Here is a 19,043-nt window from a genome sequence, read left to right as displayed (position 1 = left end):
CTTGTTAGTCCACTTGCCAAAAGATATTTCGAATATCTTCAAACTAACTTATTACAACTTTACGAATTTGTCCATAGGCGCAATCCGTTGAGAAGTGTTTAGGTGATCTCATGCACAGACCACACAATGCCATTTGTAGCACCACTGCCAAGGTTCAATGTAATCGTCAACCCGTTTGCAGCATAGAACAGTCCAATCACATCTCCCGCATTCAATGCGACTTCCACTGCCAAAGTCACTGAACCACTTCCCAGCACTGCCCGCAGTGTAAGTAGCGTAATCGCGACATTTAGGACGGGCAACAAACCACTGACAAGTGTCGTTACCGTAGGTGATGTTCTCTGTACAAGAAAGGCTGGGTTAACCCCAGCACCCAGAGATAGGGCAATCGCTGCAGTCGTTGCATAATTGATCGTGGCCACAATTGAGTATCTTCCGGTTACCGGGACGGTATAGTTTCCTGTGGTTGCATTGAAGTTGGCATTACCGTAATAGGGAGCCGTAGTCGTCCAGTTGGTTAACTGAGTGCTGGTTGCTGTCGAAAGTGTAGCCAGGAATGCCGAGAACCCTTGTGTTGCAAAATTGGGGCCGGTTGGGCCCGTGGCTCCTGTCAGCCCCGTTGCCCCAGTCGCACCGGTAGTTCCTGTTATGCCTGTTGCTCCAGTGGCACCCGTAGCTCCGGTTGCACTCGTTACACCGGTTGCCCCCGTAATTCCATTAGCCCCAGTTGGTCCAGTCGGGCCGGTGGCTCCTGTGATGCCTGTAACCCCAGTAGTTCCCGTAACTCCGGCAAGCCCAGTTGCACCTGTAGTTCCTGTTGTCCCAGTTACACCAGTTAGTCCTGTAGCTCCCGTTATTCCTGTTTCTCCAGTTGTTCCGGTCGCGCCAGTTATACCTGTAACTCCTGTTGAACCAGTACTTCCGGTGGCACCTGTTACACCCGTTGTACCTGTAGTTCCTGTAGCACCGGTCACCCCCGCAATACCCGTAATTCCTGTTGTGCCTGTGGCTCCTGATACACCTGTGAGCCCTGTAGCCCCAGCTGCTCCGGTCACGCCAGTAATACCCGTGGTTCCTGTTGTTCCCGTACTTCCTGTTGTTCCCGTCGCGCCGGTCGTGCCTGTAACGCCTGTTACACCCGTCTCTCCTGTAATACCCGTGGTTCCTATTGCTCCAGTCACACCTGTGATCCCAGTGGCTCCAGTCGTACCTGTTGTACCCGTAACACCAGTTACGCCAGTTGTACCAGTGGCACCAGTCGCACCCGTAGTTCCTGTCGCTCCGGTTACGCCTGTAACTCCCGTAGTTCCCGTTGCTCCAGTAGCCCCGGTTGGTCCCGTCATACCAGTCGTACCTGTGCCCCCTGTTAGACCCGTCTCTCCAGTTTGACCAGTTGTGCCGGTGGCTCCTGTAATTCCAGTAGCTCCAGTCACACCCGTAATGCCAGTTACGCCGGTCGTGCCGGTTGCTCCTGTTTCACCAGTAATACCCGTTGGACCGGTTGCCCCTGTAGCACCAGTCGTACCTGTGACTCCGGTTATGCCAGTCGTACCTGTGACTCCGGTTATGCCAGTCGCACCAGTAGCTCCGGTTGGTCCTGTTGCACCCGTCTCTCCAGTCGAGCCGGTTACGCCAGTAACTCCCGTAGTTCCGGTTGCCCCAGTGGCTCCTGTAACACCGGTTGGTCCCGTTACACCTGTTGTACCGGTGGCACCTGTTACGCCCGTCTCTCCTGTAATGCCCGTGGTTCCTGTTGCTCCAGTAGCCCCGGTGGGCCCCGTCACACCAGTCGTACCTGTGACCCCTGTTACACCCGTCTCTCCAGTGGCACCAGTGGCTCCTGTCGTTCCAGTAAATCCTGTATTACCTGTAACCCCAGTAAGTCCAGTTACTCCTGTTGTGCCGGTACTTCCGGTGGTGCCCGTTGCACCTGTAGTTCCTGTTGTCCCAGTTACACCTGTTAATCCTGTAGCTCCTGTTGAACCAGTACTTCCGGTGGCTCCTGTTACACCCGTTGTACCTGTAGTTCCTGTAGCACCGGTCACACCTGTGATACCCGTAACTCCTGTTGTGCCTGTGGCTCCTGATACACCTGTGAGTCCTGTAGCCCCAGTTGCTCCGGTCGGTCCCGTTACACCTGTCGTGCCTGTAACGCCTGTTACACCCGTCTCTCCTGTAATACCCGTGGTTCCTGTTGCTCCAGTCGTACCTGTTGTACCCGTAACGCCAGTTACGCCAGTTGTGCCAGTTATGCCAGTGGCACCAGTCACGCCGGTTACACCAGTAACTCCCGTAGTTCCCGTTGCTCCAGTAGCCCCGGTGGGTCCCGTTACACCAGTCGTACCTGTGACCCCTGTTACACCCGTCTCTCCAGTTTGGCCAGTTGTGCCAGTTATGCCAGTGGCACCAGTCGCGCCGGTTACACCAGTAAGTCCCGTAGTTCCCGTTGCTCCAGTCGTACCTGTGACCCCTGTTAGACCCGTCTCTCCAGTTTGGCCAGTTATGCCGGTGGCGCCGGTAATTCCAGTAGCTCCAGTCACACCCGTAATGCCAGTTACGCCGGTCGTGCCGGTGGCTCCTGTTTCACCAGTAATACCCGTTGGACCGGTTGCCCCTATAGTACCAGTCGTACCTGTAACTCCGGTTATGCCAGTCGCACCAGTGGCTCCGGTTGGTCCTGTTGTACCTGTCGTGCCGGTAACGCCTGTTGCACCCGTCTCTCCAGTCGAGCCGGTTACGCCAGTAACTCCCGTAGTTCCGGTTGCCCCAGTCGTTCCTGCAACCCCTGTTATACCTGTTTCCCCAGTGGCACCGGTTGGTCCCGTTACACCTGTCGTACCGGTAGCGCCTGTTACACCCGTCACTCCTGTAATGCCCGTGGTTCCTGTTGCTCCAGTAGTCCCGGTGGGCCCCGTCACACCAGTCGTACCTGTGACACCAGTTAGACCCGTCTCTCCAGTTGCTCCCGTCGTTCCAGAAATTCCAGTAGTACCTGTAACCCCAGTAAGTCCAGTTACTCCCGTCTCACCAGTTTGGCCAGTTGTGCCAGTGGCGCCGGTAATTCCAGTAGCTCCAGTCACACCCGTAGTGCCAGTTACGCCGGTCGTGCCGGTTATTCCTGTTTCACCAGTAATACCCGTTGGACCGGTTGCCCCAGTAATTCCAGTAGCACCAGTCGCACCTGTAATCCCGGTTAGACCCGTCTCCCCAGTTAATCCAGTAAGTCCAGTTACTCCCGTAACTCCGGTTGATCCTGTCACACCAGTTTGGCCAGTAATTCCAGTAGCACCAGTCGGCCCGGATACGCCAGTTATTCCTGTGGAACCCGTACTCCCCGTTGCTCCTGTAACTCCAGTCGTACCTGTGACTCCGGTTATGCCAGTCACACCAGTGGCTCCGGTTGGTCCGGTTGGTCCTGTTGGTCCTGTCGTGCCCGTGGCTCCAGTTAATCCCGTAACACCAGTTGGACCAGTAATTCCTGTTAGACCTGTTTCCCCTGTGATACCAGTTGTGCCTGCTACACCAGTAGCTCCCGTAGTACCCGTACTTCCCGTTTCTCCAGTCGTACCCGTTTCACCGGTGACCCCAGTGGCTCCAGTCGCACCTGTTGTACCCGTAACTCCAGTTAAGCCAGTCGCACCGGTTGGTCCTGTGAACCCTGTTTCTCCAGTTGATCCCGTCACACCAGTCGTACCTGTCACCCCTGTTGGACCTGTAGCTCCAGTCGTACCTATTGGTCCTGTTTCACCAGTATTCCCTGTTAGTCCTGTAGTGCCTGTCGGACCAGTTATACCAGTAACTCCAGTCGTACCTGTGCTCCCAGTTAGACCCGTCTCTCCAGTGACGCCTGTTGCTCCTGTCACACCAATTGTACCCGTAACGCCAGTTAAGCCAGTCGTGCCAGTTGGCCCTGTTTCACCGGTGACCCCGGTTATGCCAGTAGCTCCGGTATTACCAGTTGAACCAGTAGCCCCGGTGAGTCCTGTCGTGCCAGTTACACCAGCAATTCCTGTTATGCCACTAACTCCGGTTGCACCTGTAACACCAGTTGTTCCCGTCGTACCCGTACTTCCAGTTATACCTGTTAGTCCTGTCTCTCCTGTTGGGCCATTCAAACCGGTAGATCCCGTTACACCTGTAGCCCCGGTGACACCAGTGACTCCTGTTAGCCCAGTTGCACCAGTTGTTCCGGTTGCGCCGGTTACTCCCGTGGCACCTGTACTTCCTGTTTCTCCAGTCAAACCCGTAGGACCTGTAATACCAGTTGCACCCGTTGTGCCTGTTGGTCCTGTTTCACCAGTTTGGCCAGTCGAACCGGTAGGGCCCGTCACACCAGTCGGACCTGTGACCCCTGTTGAACCTGTATCTCCAGTAGTTCCGATTGAGCCGGTTGCTCCTGTCTCTCCAGTGACGCCAGTTGCTCCCGTCGTTCCAGTAATTCCCGTTATTCCTGTGAACCCTGTTTCTCCAGTAACACCTGTCGTTCCGGTGTTTCCTGTAGCCCCCGTAGTTCCGGTAGCTCCGGTAATTCCTGTGGCTCCTGTGCTCCCAGTTAGACCCGTCTCTCCAGTGACGCCTGTTGCTCCGGTCGCACCAATTGTACCCGTAACGCCAGTTAAGCCAGTCGTGCCGGTTGGTCCTATTTCACCAGTTGGGCCAATCGAACCGGTAGGGCCCGTTACACCTGTGTTTCCTGTTAGACCGGTCTCCCCAGTAACACCAGTGGCCCCGGTCACTCCCGTCAGTCCTGTGAACCCTGTTTCTCCAGTAACACCTGTCGTTCCGGTTACGCCAGTCACTCCCGAGATACCTGTAATTCCGGTTGCTCCTGTCGCCCCAGTCGATCCCGTCGGTCCCGTCGCGCCTGTGAATCCTGTTAGACCCGTTTCCCCAGTGACACCAGTCAGTCCGGTAACTCCGGTCACGCCTGTGATACCCGTGGTTCCAGTAATGCCAGTTAGTCCAGTTGTACCTGTAATTCCAGTTTCTCCAGTTGCACCGTTCAGTCCCGTCACACCAGTCGGACCTGTGACCCCGGTTAACCCCGTCTCTCCTGTAGGGCCAGTCGATCCGGTAGGGCCCGTTACACCTGTGGCCCCAGTTATACCCGTTTCCCCGGTGACACCAGTGACTCCTGTTAGACCCGACTCTCCAGTTACACCAGTTGTTCCGGTTACTCCCGTGGCACCTATACTTCCTGTTGCTCCAGTGGCACCTGTTGGGCCCGTTACCCCAGCTGTACCCGTGGTTCCGGTAATACCAGTTAGTCCAGTCGCACCCATAGCACCTGTAATACCAGTTGCACCTGTACCTCCTGTTAGACCCGTCTCTCCAGTGACACCTGTTGCTCCGGTTACTCCCGTAATACCAGTTGTTCCCGTTATGCCACTAGTGCCAGTAGTTCCGGTCACACCAGTAAGTCCCGTTACGCCAGTTAAACCAGTCGTGCCGGTTGGTCCCGTTACACCTGTGTTCCCTGTTAGACCAGTCTCCCCAGTAACGCCCGTGGTTCCGGTCGCTCCCGTAATTCCTGTAGCTCCGGTACCTCCTGTGACGCCCGTGGTTCCGGTAATGCCAGTTAGTCCAGCCGCACCTGTAATTCCCGTTTCTCCAGTTGCACCGGTCGATCCCGTCACACCAGTCGTACCTGTGACCCCTGTTGAACCTGTATCTCCAGGAGTTCCGATTGAGCCGGTTGCTCCAGTAGGGCCTGTAACTCCAGTGATTCCTGTTTCACCTGTTGGACCCGTAAATCCGGTGACACCCGTTGGTCCTGTATTTCCCGTCAGACCTGTAGCTCCTGTCTCTCCAGTGACGCCTGTTGCTCCGGTCACACCAATTGTACCCGTAACGCCAGTTAAGCCAGTTGTGCCGGTTGGCCCTGTTTCGCCGGTGACCCCGGTTATGCCAGTAGCTCCGGTATTACCAGTTGAACCAGTAGCCCCGGTGAGTCCTGTCGCGCCAGTTACACCAGCAATTCCTGTTGTGCCACTAACTCCGGTTGCACCTGTAACACCAGTTGTTCCCGTCGCACCCGTACTTCCAGTTATACCTGTTAGTCCTGTCTCTCCTGTTGGGCCAGTCGAACCGGTTGAGCCCGTTACACCTGTAGCCCCAGTTAGACCCGTTTCCCCGGTGACACCTGTGACTCCTGTTAGCCCCGTCTCTCCAGTTGCACCAGTTGTTCCGGTTGCGCCGGTTACTCCAATGGAACCTGTACTTCCTGTTTCTCCAGTCGCACCTGTTGGGCCAGTTACACCAGCTGTACCCGTGATTCCTGTGATCCCAGTCGCACCCGTAGGACCTGTAATACCAGTTGCACCTGTACCTCCTGTTAGACCCGTTTCCCCAGTGACACCAGTCAGTCCGGTAGCTCCGGTCACGCCTGTGATACCCGTGGTTCCAGTAATGCCAGTTAGTCCAGTTGTACCTGTAATCCCTGTGGCTCCAGTCTCACCGGTGATTCCGGTTACCCCTGTTAACCCTGTCGTTCCTGTTGGACCGGTAACTCCCGTTAGTCCTGTGAACCCTGTTTCTCCAGTTGCGCCAGTTGATCCCGTCACACCTGTCGTTCCTGTGACCCCTGTTGGACCTGTATCTCCAGTAGTTCCAGTTGCTCCAGTAATTCCTGTGGCTCCTGTTACACCAGTATTGCCGGTTATGCCTGTAACGCCGGTTGTACCTGTACTTCCCGTTGCCCCTATCGCCCCAGCAGATCCTGTAGCACCTGTAACTCCGGTGGTACCCGTTTCTCCATTAGTGCCGGTGTTCCCAGTTAGACCCGTCTCTCCAGTGGCGCCAGTTGCTCCGGTAACGCCAGTTATTCCTGTGGTACCGGTAGTTCCCGTTACTCCTGTATCCCCGGTGGGTCCTGACGCACCAGTCGTACCTGTGACTCCGGTTGTGCCAGTAGCACCAGTTGCTCCAGTAATTCCCGTGAGGCCTGTAATTCCAGTAGAACCGGTTACACCCGTGGTACCCGTAACGCCAGGTAATCCGGTAGTACCTGTTGATCCTGTTTCACCAGTATTACCTGTTATTCCAGTACTTCCTGTAGTTCCGGTTACACCAGTAACTCCCGTAGACCCGATCCCCCCAGTGGGGCCTGTCGTACCAGTAAGTCCCGTTTCCCCAGTGGCACCAGTTGCGCCGATCGCACCTGTTATCCCTGTCATGCCGGTTATGCCAGTATTTCCAGTTGGACCCGTACTTCCCGTTGCTCCTATCGCCCCAGTAAATCCTGTAGCGCCTGTAACTCCGGTGATACCTGTCTCACCGGTTGGGCCGGTCGCGCCCGTAGTACCTGTCGTTCCAGTTACGCCACTGACTCCTGTGATACCTGTGGTACCTGTGGTTCCAGTAATACCAGTTGTTCCTGTTGCTCCGGACGGGCCTGTGATTCCAATTTCGCCAGTACTTCCCGTTAATCCAGTCGCACCCGTAATACCTATTAGACCCGTCGCTCCGGTTGGGCCAGTCGAACCTGTAACTCCTGTGAATCCTGTTTCACCAGTAGATCCCGTTAGTCCCATCACACCAATTCCAGTTGAACCAGTTGCTCCAGTGAACCCGGTAGCCCCAGCTGATCCTGCAACTCCAGTTGGACCTGTAAAGCCGGTTATACCGGTATTTCCTGTAGCACCGGTCACGCCTGTAACACCAATTCCGGTAATTCCGGTAATTCCAGTTGCTCCTGTTGCACCTGTGACTCCAGTTATTCCGGTACTTCCCGTGGTTCCGGTTACTCCGGTCCGTCCTGTTAAAATGGTTGCTCCCCATATGCCGGGATACCCAGGGTCTCCAGTTAACCCAGTAGCACCTGTTGCTCCAGTGAATCCTCTCATTCCCTGATAACCCCGTGGGCCGCGAAGGAAAGGAATCCTGTGACTTTTCTTTTTTTTGCATTTACGTCTGCTTTTCTTACAAGACTTACTCTTCTTCTTTGGGATAGAGTGCTTTTTTGATTTTTTTGCTTTCCGTTTACCTGTACTGATTGAGGAAATTTTGCGTTTCCTTTTGGATATACCGCTCACAAGAGAATCCCCCCTCCTTGTACACCACGTCAAATCCCCGCATTTTACAATAGTACACTCTATGCCCTGGACTAGCTTTGTGCGCCCCCCTATTCAATATACCTATGAAACCTTCACAGTTAGTGATCAATCAATTACTTTTCTCCAAAAAATATATTCCCCTCTACTCCCCCTGCAACTCCAACTCCTTAATCGTCAACGCAATTCCTTCCTCAAAAGATGTTGCCACAACCGGGCCAATCCGTTCCTCATACTTCTGTCTACTCAGAATCAGGGGTTCCTCAGTCAGATATAACATTTCTACAATTTCTTTCATAACGGGTACACCTAGTCCAATCAAAGACAATCCCACTCTTCCTAACGCCATCACAGGTTTACTTCTTCCTGCAGCCTTCTGTGCCAATCGCACGATGTCATGACCCGAGATGATCCCCGATCCAGGAATGTTCCAGTTCTGTCCATACGTCATCTCTCTGCTTGCCAGCTCCACCACCATGACCGCAGCATCCGGCAAATAAATATACTCTCTCGGCACGTTCATATTCCCGATAAAAAAAGCCATCTTTCCTTTTGCTATCGCTTCAAGGGTTGAACCCAGATAGGAAGCTTGATTAGCCGATGGGCCATAATAATCTGGCAAACGAACGATCATCACCTGAGCTCTGCTCCAACTTGTGCTGAATAACATCTGTTCATAGGCAAGTCGTGTCTTGCCTTTGCGGGTATGTGGCTGTTTCGGATGTTCTTCGGTTACCTCGTTCATTTGTCTTCTGCCATAGGGATAGATTCCGTCTATAACAACCACGTTCAGACCCAAGTGTTCTGCCGCCGCCATCACAGATTCACCGAGCGGAATCAGCCTGCTCTCCATCTCGTTATAAGGGACATTCGCACTATGAAATATGACATCGGCACCCTGGGAAGCAGCAATAATATCCTCCGACCGAAATGCATCTCCAACTGCAATTAGCAGGTGATCCGGATATCCCAATTTTACCGCAAGTTGCTCCAACTTTTGACGGGAGCGCCCAAATGCGATCGTTGAAATCCCTCGTCTAATCAATTCCTCCGTAATTGCTGCACCTGTTCCACCTGTGGCTCCAATCACAATAGCTCTTTTCATCGTAGATCGACCTCTTTCATCCATTTAGTGATTGATCAATAACTAAAATATAAAAAGGGACTTTACCTCCCTCTCTATCGTTCCTTCAACTCTGGCATATCCAGTGCATTAGATACATTACACAACATCCCGATTGCCAGAAAAATCATGGTTCTTTTTAGCGGTTCAGCAATTCCTGCAACGGTGAAAGCTTCCAGTACCATGGCTCTTACATCACTAATGCCTTTTTGCATAGCCTGACGAATGACTTCCTCCCGGATCGTTTGCGCCTGCATCTGAAGCAAGATCTCGCTCTTGTGCGATTCCAGAATCTTATCATAGGCTTCAATGAGATCATTCTCTAACTGATCTGGTGTCGCCATCTCCACCACAATTCGAAACGAATCAATCACCCGTGTCCATGAGACCTCAATTGCAGTTAATAATAAAGCTTCTTTTGTTTTGAAAAAACGAAATATATACGGCTGTGAGATCTGTGCCCGTTCAGCCACCTGGGCTGTGGTGGCACGATAATAGCCAATTTCCGCGAAGACGTCAATTGCTGCAGAGATAATATCATTTCGCCGGTTAACCGACGCTGCTTTATCCTTTGCCATGATAATCCGCCCTCCAATAGTTAGTGATTAATTGATCAATAGCTTGAAGTATAACGAATACTATCCCTCAATGCAAAGGTATCGTGACCTTGTACAAAGCCAACAAACCCGCAGACGCTGGCTCAAGCCGCTGCAGGTTGTGTAACTTGTCGATCATAGATTCTATCCACTGGAAACCGAAGAGAACATGGTTTGTCTGAAACAGATTCGTACCATGCGGTACAAGAGTGTCTGTTCACTGCTGAAGAAGTTTACGCAATCGGGATTCCGAATCCAGCTTCGGACAACTGTCACAATACCCATGTGTATGACTTCCGTTTCCAACCAGATAAGCCAAACAACAATATCGGCGTAGCAGGAACGGAGGTCCCTGCCACCCGGAATGTTCGAAGCGCTGTAGCTCATTGGCAAATGTACATGCATTATCGTTTTGCCGATCCAGCCAGAGGCTTTGATCTTCTTGAATCTTTGCAAGCCGTTCATCTGTCTTCCAAATGCTCTGATCATTGATCATACGTGCATACAATTGTTGCACATTATGGGCAACCAGAGACCACATGACCTTATCGCTCGCTCTTGTAGCGACGGCTACCGCTCGCAGGACAGGTTCCAGATGTAGCAGCACTCTTTTCTTGAGCAAGCCACTCTCTGACCTGCGCTGAACAGGATCTTCACCCTCCAGAGAGGTTCTCTCCAGCAGAGTCTCATATCGCATGCCACCTGCACCATTCAATTCAAACCGCACATCATCGTCTGCAACGCTAAGTATAGTATCGTATAGACTGAATGCTGAAATTACGGACATCACGAATACGGAGTAACGTTTGGCAAAAAGTGTACCGACGGCCGCACTTCCTCTTCCGCCCAATTGAAGCCCTTGCTGCATAGCCTGTTCACGCAATATCAAGTTTCGTTTCTCTTCATTCAGCAGATCCTTCACACGGAAAGGATACTTGGAATCATCGCAGTCCACTTGGATCGTCGTCACAAAAAATTGCTGTAAAACTTCCGACATCTCTGAATAATCATGTCTTGGATAATGTCTCATCTATTGAATCATCTCTTCAACTTCGTTGATAATCTCGCTTCGCCCAATCGCTCCCCAGCCCTTAAACAACCAGAACGAGTCTGTCGTATAGACCTGATCTGCACCGACAGCCGGCACTGCCTTCCAGAGTGAGCTTGCGTTGATGTTGTTTACATACTCGTCGGCATTCGGGTCAATCTCCAGAACTACGAAATCAGCATCCACATCTGCAATTTTCTCCATGGACAGGTCCTCACGTTGTTCGGCAGGTGTCACAGTCGTTGGCACAAATCCAAGATCATGATACAAAAGTGTGTTGGTTGGATGTCCTTTTGCCGCGTAAATTTGTAAGGTCTTCTCTCTTACACGCAGATAAGCCAACTTTTTTTGATCCAGTTGTTCGATCTTCGCTTTTAATTGCTTCGCCTGCTGCTCTACCTCGGCTATCTTTTCTTTTGCCAGATCCACTTTGTTGTACATCCCGGCAATGGTCAACAGATCCTGTGTCCAATATGTTGTATCATCAACAAAATCCAGCCATTCAGTACCAAGTACAATCGTCGGAGCGATTTTCTCCAACTGATCATACGTACTCTCCGCAGTTCGACTCTCAATAACGATGACATCCGGATCAATCTGAAGGATAGCCTCCAGGTTAGGACTGTCTGCAGACCCTACCGTTGGAATGCCGGCAAGCTGATCTGCAAAGTAAGGCAAATAATCTCCTCCGTAACGAACTTCTACATTAACGCCTGCTGGTTTCTCACCAATCGTCAACATGTGATCGATGTAAGCAGCAGATAATACCACCATACGCTCTATTTTTTGCGGTACAACCGTTGTTCCTTTAAGATGCTCAATCGTTTGCGTACCACTCTCTTCCACAGGTGTATCCTGTTGCGGAGGCGTTGCTTCTGTTACTTCTGATGCCTTGCTACATGCCGTCAGAACGAGCACAAGCAGGGCCAACAGTATCATCGTTGTTGCTCTCTGTCTTACCATTTGTAGTAAATCCCCTCTACTATTTAATAATAATAATCATTATCACTATAGTAGGGAAAAGCATACAGGCTTACCATGGATTATTCCACTCTCTTCTCTTGCACAATATCACCGTAAGGTAACCCCAAGTTGCTCTGCCACATATCGCATGGCCCACATTCGTCCGGTGGGACCCAGCGTTTTGAAGAAAATATCTCCTGCATTATATACATGGCCTTCTTGAACAGCCTTTAATGCCAACCATGCACTGGATTGCTGCAATTGCCCCAGTTGAGCACGTGCCTCTTCTGTCGGGTCGACCATTACAAACACATGATCCGCGTCGTATAACTGCAAATCGCAAACTTTGCTCTCTACAGCCCACTGTTGTTCAGGAAAATCACGAGGCAAATAAAATCCCAGATCATCATACAACAGGGCCCCTGTCTGGTTGTTCAATCCATACATTCGGTAGAAATGAGAAGTCACCCGGATGAACATGACACTCTGTTTCCCCCACCTCGATTGAATGCGCCCTCGAAGAACCCGGCTCAGTTCAGCATGTTGTTCTATCCACTGTACGGCCTGTTCGGTGCGGCCCATAATGTCCGCCATATACAGAAGCCTCTCCCCAAAATGGTTGGTGTGCTCCAGCATGGTGGTAGGCGCGATACGATGCAGGGAGTCATTTGGCTCCAAACGATCACTTGTAATGATCAGGTCCGGTTGGACTCGCCTCAAATCATCATAGTTCTGATTGAAGCTATCCAGAATAAGTCCCTGATGACTGTGTGCTTGAAGCGCAGGTATGGCAACATGTCGAGCCACCCTCTGACCATAGGATAAAGCGGATACTGGCCTCAAACCAAGCGTTATCACATAATCGTCCAACCCGTAATACAAGGTGGCAATGCGATTCACTTTATTTTTCATATACAACGTTGGGGCGATTCCTTCGTTTTTCTTGAAAACTCTGCTGAAATAGTGCTCGTCCTTATAACCCACTTGCTCCGCAATTTCCTTGATTTTATCTGAAGAAAATAACAGCTGCTTGGCCTTTGCCATACGTAGTTTCAGGATATATTCAATCGGGGTCATATTTAATTGCCGTTTGAATGTTCTTATAAAATGATTCACACTAAGCCCTGCCATGCGGGCCATCTGATCAATTCGAATGTCTTCCCTATACTGATGCGTCATATAATCAAGTGCCAAATCCATCCCCGCTACAGGGGGAGTTGCTTCTTTCACGTGCATCATTAACTGAATCAACAACTGATGCAAAAGATGTTTCCTGCGCGTCTTTTCCAGACTAGTAAACGAGTGTTTTCCACTCATCAGGGTATCCATCATCTCCTGAATATCACGTGTATTGGAAGGAACATTAAGCTTGCCCGTCACAGGGAGATCAAATGCCTCGGTATGCCAAGCATTCTTACGCCGGGTAAGTGTAACACAGGAAAATAAAATGATCTGATATCGGACAGGTGCTTCCATATCCGTCTGAAACTCCACATGCATTCCTGGCTTCAACAAAAACCACTCGTCTTGAGATACCGTATGTACAATGTTATCCATAGACAAAGATCCCTTGCCAGCGATGACCCTGCAAATGGCGAACCTTTTCCAGATCCGACGCTGAACAGCCCCCGGATTGCTAGAGTAATGGCAGACGTGGACAGCAGAGAAATGTAGTTGCTCCAGTTGTTTGATCCAATCATTTTCCTCCATGCTCACGTCCCCTCCCTGTTCTGATCCGATTCTATGTGAACTGATTACACTCTATTTTTCAGCTCCCAATAGTAAATTCTTTATACTATCCAACTGCAACTCCAGTGAATAGGGATCTTCCATGACGAACTCATCCTCTGTACCATCCAAGGAACCATAGGCGTAGACTTGTCCTTTCTGCACAGCAGGCAGACGTTTCCAAACCTCGCTGTTCAGGATCTCTTTGGCGTCCTCACTACCCGAACCATATAAGAAGATATGATCTCCCATATACTCAGGCAGTACTTCAAGGGAGATCGTCTCGAATCCATCCTTCATTTCGAGTGCTTGCTGAGTTGGAGGCAGTTTCAGCATCTCATAGATCGTGGAACTACCATAGTTCCCGCCTTCTGCACCAAGTACATACAACGCTTTGTACCCTATTTGTATGATGGATACAGTCTCGCCTTCTTTAATTACACCATCAATCTGCTTCTTAGTCTCTTCGATATTCTTTTCATATGTCGTGATCCATTGCTCTGCTTCCTTCTCTTTTCCAAAAACACCAGCAATCCGGCGCAGCTTTTCCAGTGGGCCAGAAGTTTTATCACCTTCCCAATAAGGTAAAAAGACGGTCGTTGCAATTTTTTCGTAATCCTCAATATTTTTATCAATGGAACCGATGATGAGATCCGGCTCAAGTGACACTAACTTCTCCAGATTCATTGGGAACTCTCCTCCCAAATCCTCAATACCCGCTATAACATCAGTAGCAATGCCAGACTTTTCAATCCATCCTTCGTTCAGCATAAATGTTCTTACACCAACCGGTACTATGCCCAGTTTCAGCAGGTACCCCATATATTGATCTGAAGCAACACGCTGCGGATTGGCCGGGATTACCACATCTCCCCTCATTGTAGAGACGGTCCGCGTCTCCGGCTGTGCAGTCGATTTCCCTGCCTCCGTTGCCTGGTTACCCGATTGTGTAGTAGTCGCATTGGTCTCTGTTTGCGTACCACTTGCAGACGGCGCTGGACTGGAACAGGCCGTGAGCAATAACGTGAGACACAACATCATGCTTAGTGCTGTCATTTTGAATTTTCCTTGCATTATTAATTCCCCTCCAACACTCTTTTGATATTGATAATCAATATCATTATATAGAGAGGAATGTAGCGATTGAAGGGCATTTTCTTGCATTACACTGGGCAAATCTTGTTTGTTGTTCAATACCAATGGGTGTCTCGACTTGTTTAACCGTTGGCTTACTCCTTTTTTGTAGCGAATTGGAGAAAGCCCTTTTATTTTTTTGAAACTGCGGCTCAGTGAATGTGCATCCGGATAGCCGATCTGTTCTGCAATCTGTTGCAGCGTTGCACTGGTATGCACCAGAAGATGTGCGGCCCTCTCCATTCGAATCTGTCCAAGATACTGGATGGGACTGATGTTTAACTTTTGTTTGAACAGCCTCGACAAGTGCCCCACACTGCATTCCATTGCTTCTGCCATTACGTCAAGAGCTATGGGCTCATGGAGATGAGCATTCATATATTCAATAGCCTGTGTGACCGTATCCGGTTTATGTGGCTGAATGGATTGTTCGTGTAAGTCTGTCAATAAAAGATATACCCATTGATGAAATAAGGTTTTGGCATGTAACTTTGCAAGCTTAGTAGACTGCTCCCACTCCTGTTTCAATTCCTCCATACACTGATACATGTGTAGCGGACGGGTTGGTACAAGTGCATATTGGTCCTGAAACGGACGTTCATGGTCCATCAGATACTGAATTTCCATCCCACAGGGCAAGGCTAGGATGGCTTTGTACAAAATCATATAATACGCCACGCCCGAATCCGTCTCCATATTTAAATACGCCTGCTTGCCTCCATGAATGATGTGGAATCCCTCCACGATGTATCTGTGTTGATCCATTCGTATCCGTGCACTTCCGTCGGTGATATATAGATAGGTACTTGCTGGTAGTTGATAATTCTTCAACTTCTCCCCAGGATGCAAAGCGTTTTGGCGTACATCCAGTATTTTGACAAAAACATGATTCCACAACCTGATGTGATCATTCAAATTCATATCCGCTGTACTTTCCCTCCCGCCATATTACATCGACATACCTTCTTGCTACTCTTTATGAAGAGCCTGTAATTTTCGCTCAGTATGTATATTTCATTTCATTATAAATCAATTGATAACAATTCTCAATAACATGCACAATCAATATTAACTTACCCATTTGGACAACATATATGGACTGCAATGTATACGTAGCGGGATAATAACTCTAGAATCAGCAACATTTTCTAACCTGTTGCAAAATCATAAAAGGCATGATATATTAATTGAGCCATCAATGATTGACGCATCAAATATTGATACATCAATGATTCGAGAGCATCCAAATAATCATTAGGCAATGGCATTGTATACTGCAACATTAATCATTGGTTAACATACGCCGTTGTTCATGATTCAGATTCACCCGGGAGGTCTAGTCATGACACGTATTGTTTCCAAAGAAGAACAAATCATCAATCTGTTGAACGTGTTGGGTAACAAACTCAGTCCCAAGTTCGAACGCTGTACAGGTATCAGTTCCTCTCGCTTTGAAATTCTGCATGAACTGGATCAGGTCGATGAGATTAACCAATCCATGCTGCAGAAAATCATTAACATTGATAGTGCTGCGATTACACGCCACTTGAAACAGCTTGAGGCGGACCTGATGGTTACAAGACGTAAGAATCCCGATGATAATCGGGTCACTTTTGTTCGTTTGACGGACCACGGTCGGAAGCAGATTGAAGGCTACAAAGCTGAGAAGACCAATTTTATCAACCAGATTTTACAGGATTTCAGTGAAGACGAAGTTCAATCACTCGCCGATTTCCTGGAACGTATGCAGAACAATTTCTAAACCCATATATAGAGGAGAGATCCATGCATGAGTACAATTCAAAGCAAATTCCAAAAAACCAATGATTTTAACGAAATCACCTACGGTCGTCGTTCTGTTAAACTTTACGATCCTGAAGTGAAAATTAGCCGTGAAGAAATGACTGAAATTCTGTCAGAAGCTTCCCGTGCACCATCTTCGATCAATTTGCAGCCTTGGCGTTTTCTGGTTGTAGATACGACTGAAGGTAAAGAAAAGCTTGCTCCACTTGCGAGATTTAATCAAAATCAAGTGTTGACTTCCTCCGCAGTCATTGGCGTATTCATTGACATGAAAAACGCGGAACATATGGAAGAAATTTTTGGCAAAGCCGTAGAACTCGGTTATATGCCACAAGAAGTTAAAGATATGCAACTATCAAAAGTATTGCCTTATTATGAAAATATGCCTGCTTCCGCTATTCGCGAAGTTAATATGATCGACGCTGGACTTGCTTCCATGCAATTAATGCTTGTAGCACGTGCTCACGGTTATGATACCAACCCAATTGGTGGTTATGAGAAAGATCAAATCGCAGAAGCGTTCGGCATGGACAAAGAACGTTATCAACCCGTTATGTTGATCTCGATTGGTAAATCGGCCAAAGAAGGTCATCCTTCCTACCGTCTGCCAGTAGAAACAATCACAACTTGGGCATAATATTAGGGACGGTTTCCCCTTTCTTAACACATTCCAAACAAACACAATATGGAGGTTATACATTATGATTATCATTCACGCTCATCTGCAAGTTAAACCGGACCAAGAGCAAGCATTCCTCGCAGCTGCGAAAGAACTGATGGCTGCTACACGTCAAGAAGAAGGTAACATCAGCTACGATTTGGCAAAAAGCACAGAACGCGAACAACAATACACGATGATCGAGCTGTGGAAAGATGAAGCTGCTACAGCTTCCCACAACACAAGCGCGCATTTCCAAGCTTTTGTTCAACAAGCAGCAGCATTCATGGCCGCTCCAATGAACGTTGAAGTATTTGCTGGAGAACAAGTTAAAGCTTAACAGCGCTTTAACTGCCGTGCGTATTTAACATGTGAAGAAGCCGCTCTTGGTCATATGACCGAGGGCGGCTTTTTAGTTTCTTTTTGAAAATAAGTTCATTTCAACAAAAAACACGCCAATTAAGGCGTGTTTTCTTCACTCATTGAAGAGGTATTAAACAAGTGAACATGGACTACACTATCCGAGCCGGAGTAATGCTTTGCGGATTGTTAAACACATTTTTCGGGTCATACTTGGCTTTGACTCTCCGCAGTCTGGCATAGTTGGCTCCATAGTACACTGGACCGGAATTCTTGATCCCTTGGTCTGGAACGTTGATGTAGGAACCCACAATGTATGGTTGCAATTTCTTGCGAGTATTACGAGCGAGTGCGATATTTTTGGCGGCATGGGATGGTTTGAGCCACGTACTGGTCCATTCCACATAGAACTTCTCTTTACGCCAGAAGAAGGCGGTTGATCTAGGTGATTTGCGACTTACTGCTCCGCCCCAGTTGAGGAAATAGAATCCGCCTGGCCCCTCTTCCAGGTTCTCCAAGAATGCGCGCATCGATTTAATGGCTTTGTCGGGGAATGGTTTTCGTCCAAAACCGGACGAGAACTGGTTGCTATACCGTTGAGTCTCGGTCGGATCAGGTTGTAATAAGAACTTCACAACTTCCGTGTAAGGTAACAAACGAACAATGGAACTTGTCGGTGTGCCAACACTTGTAATCGGCTGCAATAGACGGAGTGCCTCTGTTTTTGACCCTAGGAACAGCCCCTCCATGACGACATTGCCACCCTTTTTCGGTCCGATGGACAACTCGCTGCCCAGTCTTGTATCCACAGAGGGAGCCCACCTCTGCCATACTTTGAGCACCTTTTCGAATTGAGCCCATGGCCAGGTAATCTTAAATACAGTTGCTTTCGCTGGAGCACGGCGCACTTTGAATTTGTAGCGGGTGTATACTCCGAAGTTACCACCGCCCCCTCCCCGCGAGGCCCAAAAGAGATCCGAATTACGATTTTTATTGGCCCGAATCACTTTTCCTTTGGCGTCCACCATCTCCACTTCAAGCAGGTTATCACTGATAAGACCGATGGTACGCTGGAGAGGCCCAATTCCCCCACCTAATGTAATTCCACCGATCCCTACAGTAGGGCTGTCACCAAAAGGAGCTATGAAACCTTGCTTGGCAAGGGTATTTGCAATTCTTCCCACTCGGTTTCCTGTTCCAACAACAACCGTTCCATTTTTTTTATCAAGCTTGATGGAATTCAGATCACTCACATCAATCACGATACCGCCATTCACCTGTGAAAGATTCACTTCAAGCGCATGTCTGCCGCTCCGCGGCCTGATCGGTACATTGTTTTCACGAGCCCATCGGATAGCATTGGATACATCCTTCGTCCGTTGGGCAAATACAAACACTTTGGGAAATTTGTCCGTATGCGGGTCCCAGTTCTTGCGCGCCGCTTCATATCCCGGATCTCCTTTATAAATAACCCGTCCGGTAAGCTTTGTTGATGATTTCACACGTCCCACTCCCTGCTGAATAATTGTCCTACAGCCTCTGCTGCATCAAGCACTTTATACTGTATGACGGACATTCG

General features: G+C 49.4%; 11 protein-coding genes. 3 read left to right on the top strand and 8 right to left on the bottom strand.

Going from position 1 to position 19,043, the window contains the following annotated elements:
• Positions 1-98: 98 nt before the first annotated feature.
• From EL84_RS32745 to EL84_RS16025, 7 genes are all read right to left on the bottom strand, one after another.
• Entirely contained in the window at positions 99-7,844 is a 7,746-nt protein-coding gene (locus tag EL84_RS32745) for a beta strand repeat-containing protein (protein ID WP_152683032.1), read from the bottom strand.
• 352 nt (positions 7,845-8,196) lie between these two features.
• Positions 8,197-9,156 carry an SDR family NAD(P)-dependent oxidoreductase gene (locus EL84_RS16050; RefSeq protein ID WP_047842337.1) on the bottom strand — a complete coding sequence of 320 codons (960 nt, stop codon included), beginning with the start codon at positions 9,154-9,156 and terminating at the stop codon, positions 8,197-8,199.
• A 74-nt stretch (positions 9,157-9,230) separates the two neighbouring features.
• Positions 9,231-9,752 (bottom strand): TetR/AcrR family transcriptional regulator, encoded by a 522-nt coding sequence (locus EL84_RS16045; RefSeq protein ID WP_036670036.1) that lies wholly within the window; start codon positions 9,750-9,752, stop codon positions 9,231-9,233.
• Between the two features lie 235 nt (positions 9,753-9,987).
• Positions 9,988-10,800 carry a (2Fe-2S)-binding protein gene (locus tag EL84_RS16040; RefSeq protein ID WP_047842336.1) on the bottom strand — a complete coding sequence of 271 codons (813 nt, stop codon included), beginning with the start codon at positions 10,798-10,800 and terminating at the stop codon, positions 9,988-9,990.
• Positions 10,801-11,781: an ABC transporter substrate-binding protein gene (locus EL84_RS16035; RefSeq protein ID WP_036609773.1), complete on the bottom strand. Its 981-nt coding sequence runs from the start codon at positions 11,779-11,781 to the stop codon at positions 10,801-10,803.
• A 108-nt stretch (positions 11,782-11,889) separates the two neighbouring features.
• Positions 11,890-13,491, bottom strand: coding sequence for an AraC family transcriptional regulator (locus EL84_RS16030; RefSeq protein ID WP_047842335.1), 1,602 nt, complete (start codon positions 13,489-13,491; stop codon positions 11,890-11,892).
• Between the two features lie 51 nt (positions 13,492-13,542).
• Complete coding sequence (locus EL84_RS16025) at positions 13,543-15,564, bottom strand: AraC family transcriptional regulator (RefSeq protein ID WP_047842334.1); 2,022 nt, start codon at positions 15,562-15,564, stop codon at positions 13,543-13,545.
• Positions 15,565-15,985: 421 nt separating this feature from the next.
• Here EL84_RS16025 and EL84_RS16020 point away from each other — a divergent pair, with 421 nt between their 5' ends.
• The 3 genes from EL84_RS16020 to EL84_RS16010 all read left to right on the top strand — a co-directional run bounded on the left by EL84_RS16020 (position 15,986) and on the right by EL84_RS16010 (position 17,444).
• On the top strand, positions 15,986-16,405 hold the full coding sequence (locus EL84_RS16020) for a MarR family winged helix-turn-helix transcriptional regulator (protein WP_036609779.1): 420 nt from the start codon (positions 15,986-15,988) through the stop codon (positions 16,403-16,405).
• A 27-nt stretch (positions 16,406-16,432) separates the two neighbouring features.
• Positions 16,433-17,083, top strand: coding sequence for a nitroreductase family protein (locus EL84_RS16015; protein ID WP_036609781.1), 651 nt, complete (start codon positions 16,433-16,435; stop codon positions 17,081-17,083).
• Between the two features lie 64 nt (positions 17,084-17,147).
• The gene (locus EL84_RS16010) at positions 17,148-17,444 is read left to right on the top strand and encodes a putative quinol monooxygenase (protein ID WP_036609783.1); all 297 of its coding nucleotides are present in this window, start codon (positions 17,148-17,150) and stop codon (positions 17,442-17,444) included.
• Positions 17,445-17,616: 172 nt separating this feature from the next.
• Here EL84_RS16010 and EL84_RS16005 read toward each other — a convergent pair whose 3' ends face one another.
• Entirely contained in the window at positions 17,617-18,966 is a 1,350-nt protein-coding gene (locus tag EL84_RS16005; protein ID WP_036609785.1) for an FAD-binding oxidoreductase, read from the bottom strand.
• Positions 18,967-19,043 lie beyond the last annotated feature (77 nt).

Source organism: Paenibacillus sp. VT-400 (assembly GCF_001029205.1).
GTDB classification, from domain to species: domain Bacteria; phylum Bacillota; class Bacilli; order Paenibacillales; family Paenibacillaceae; genus Paenibacillus; species Paenibacillus amylolyticus.
This window is presented reverse-complemented; position numbering and strand designations above follow the sequence as displayed.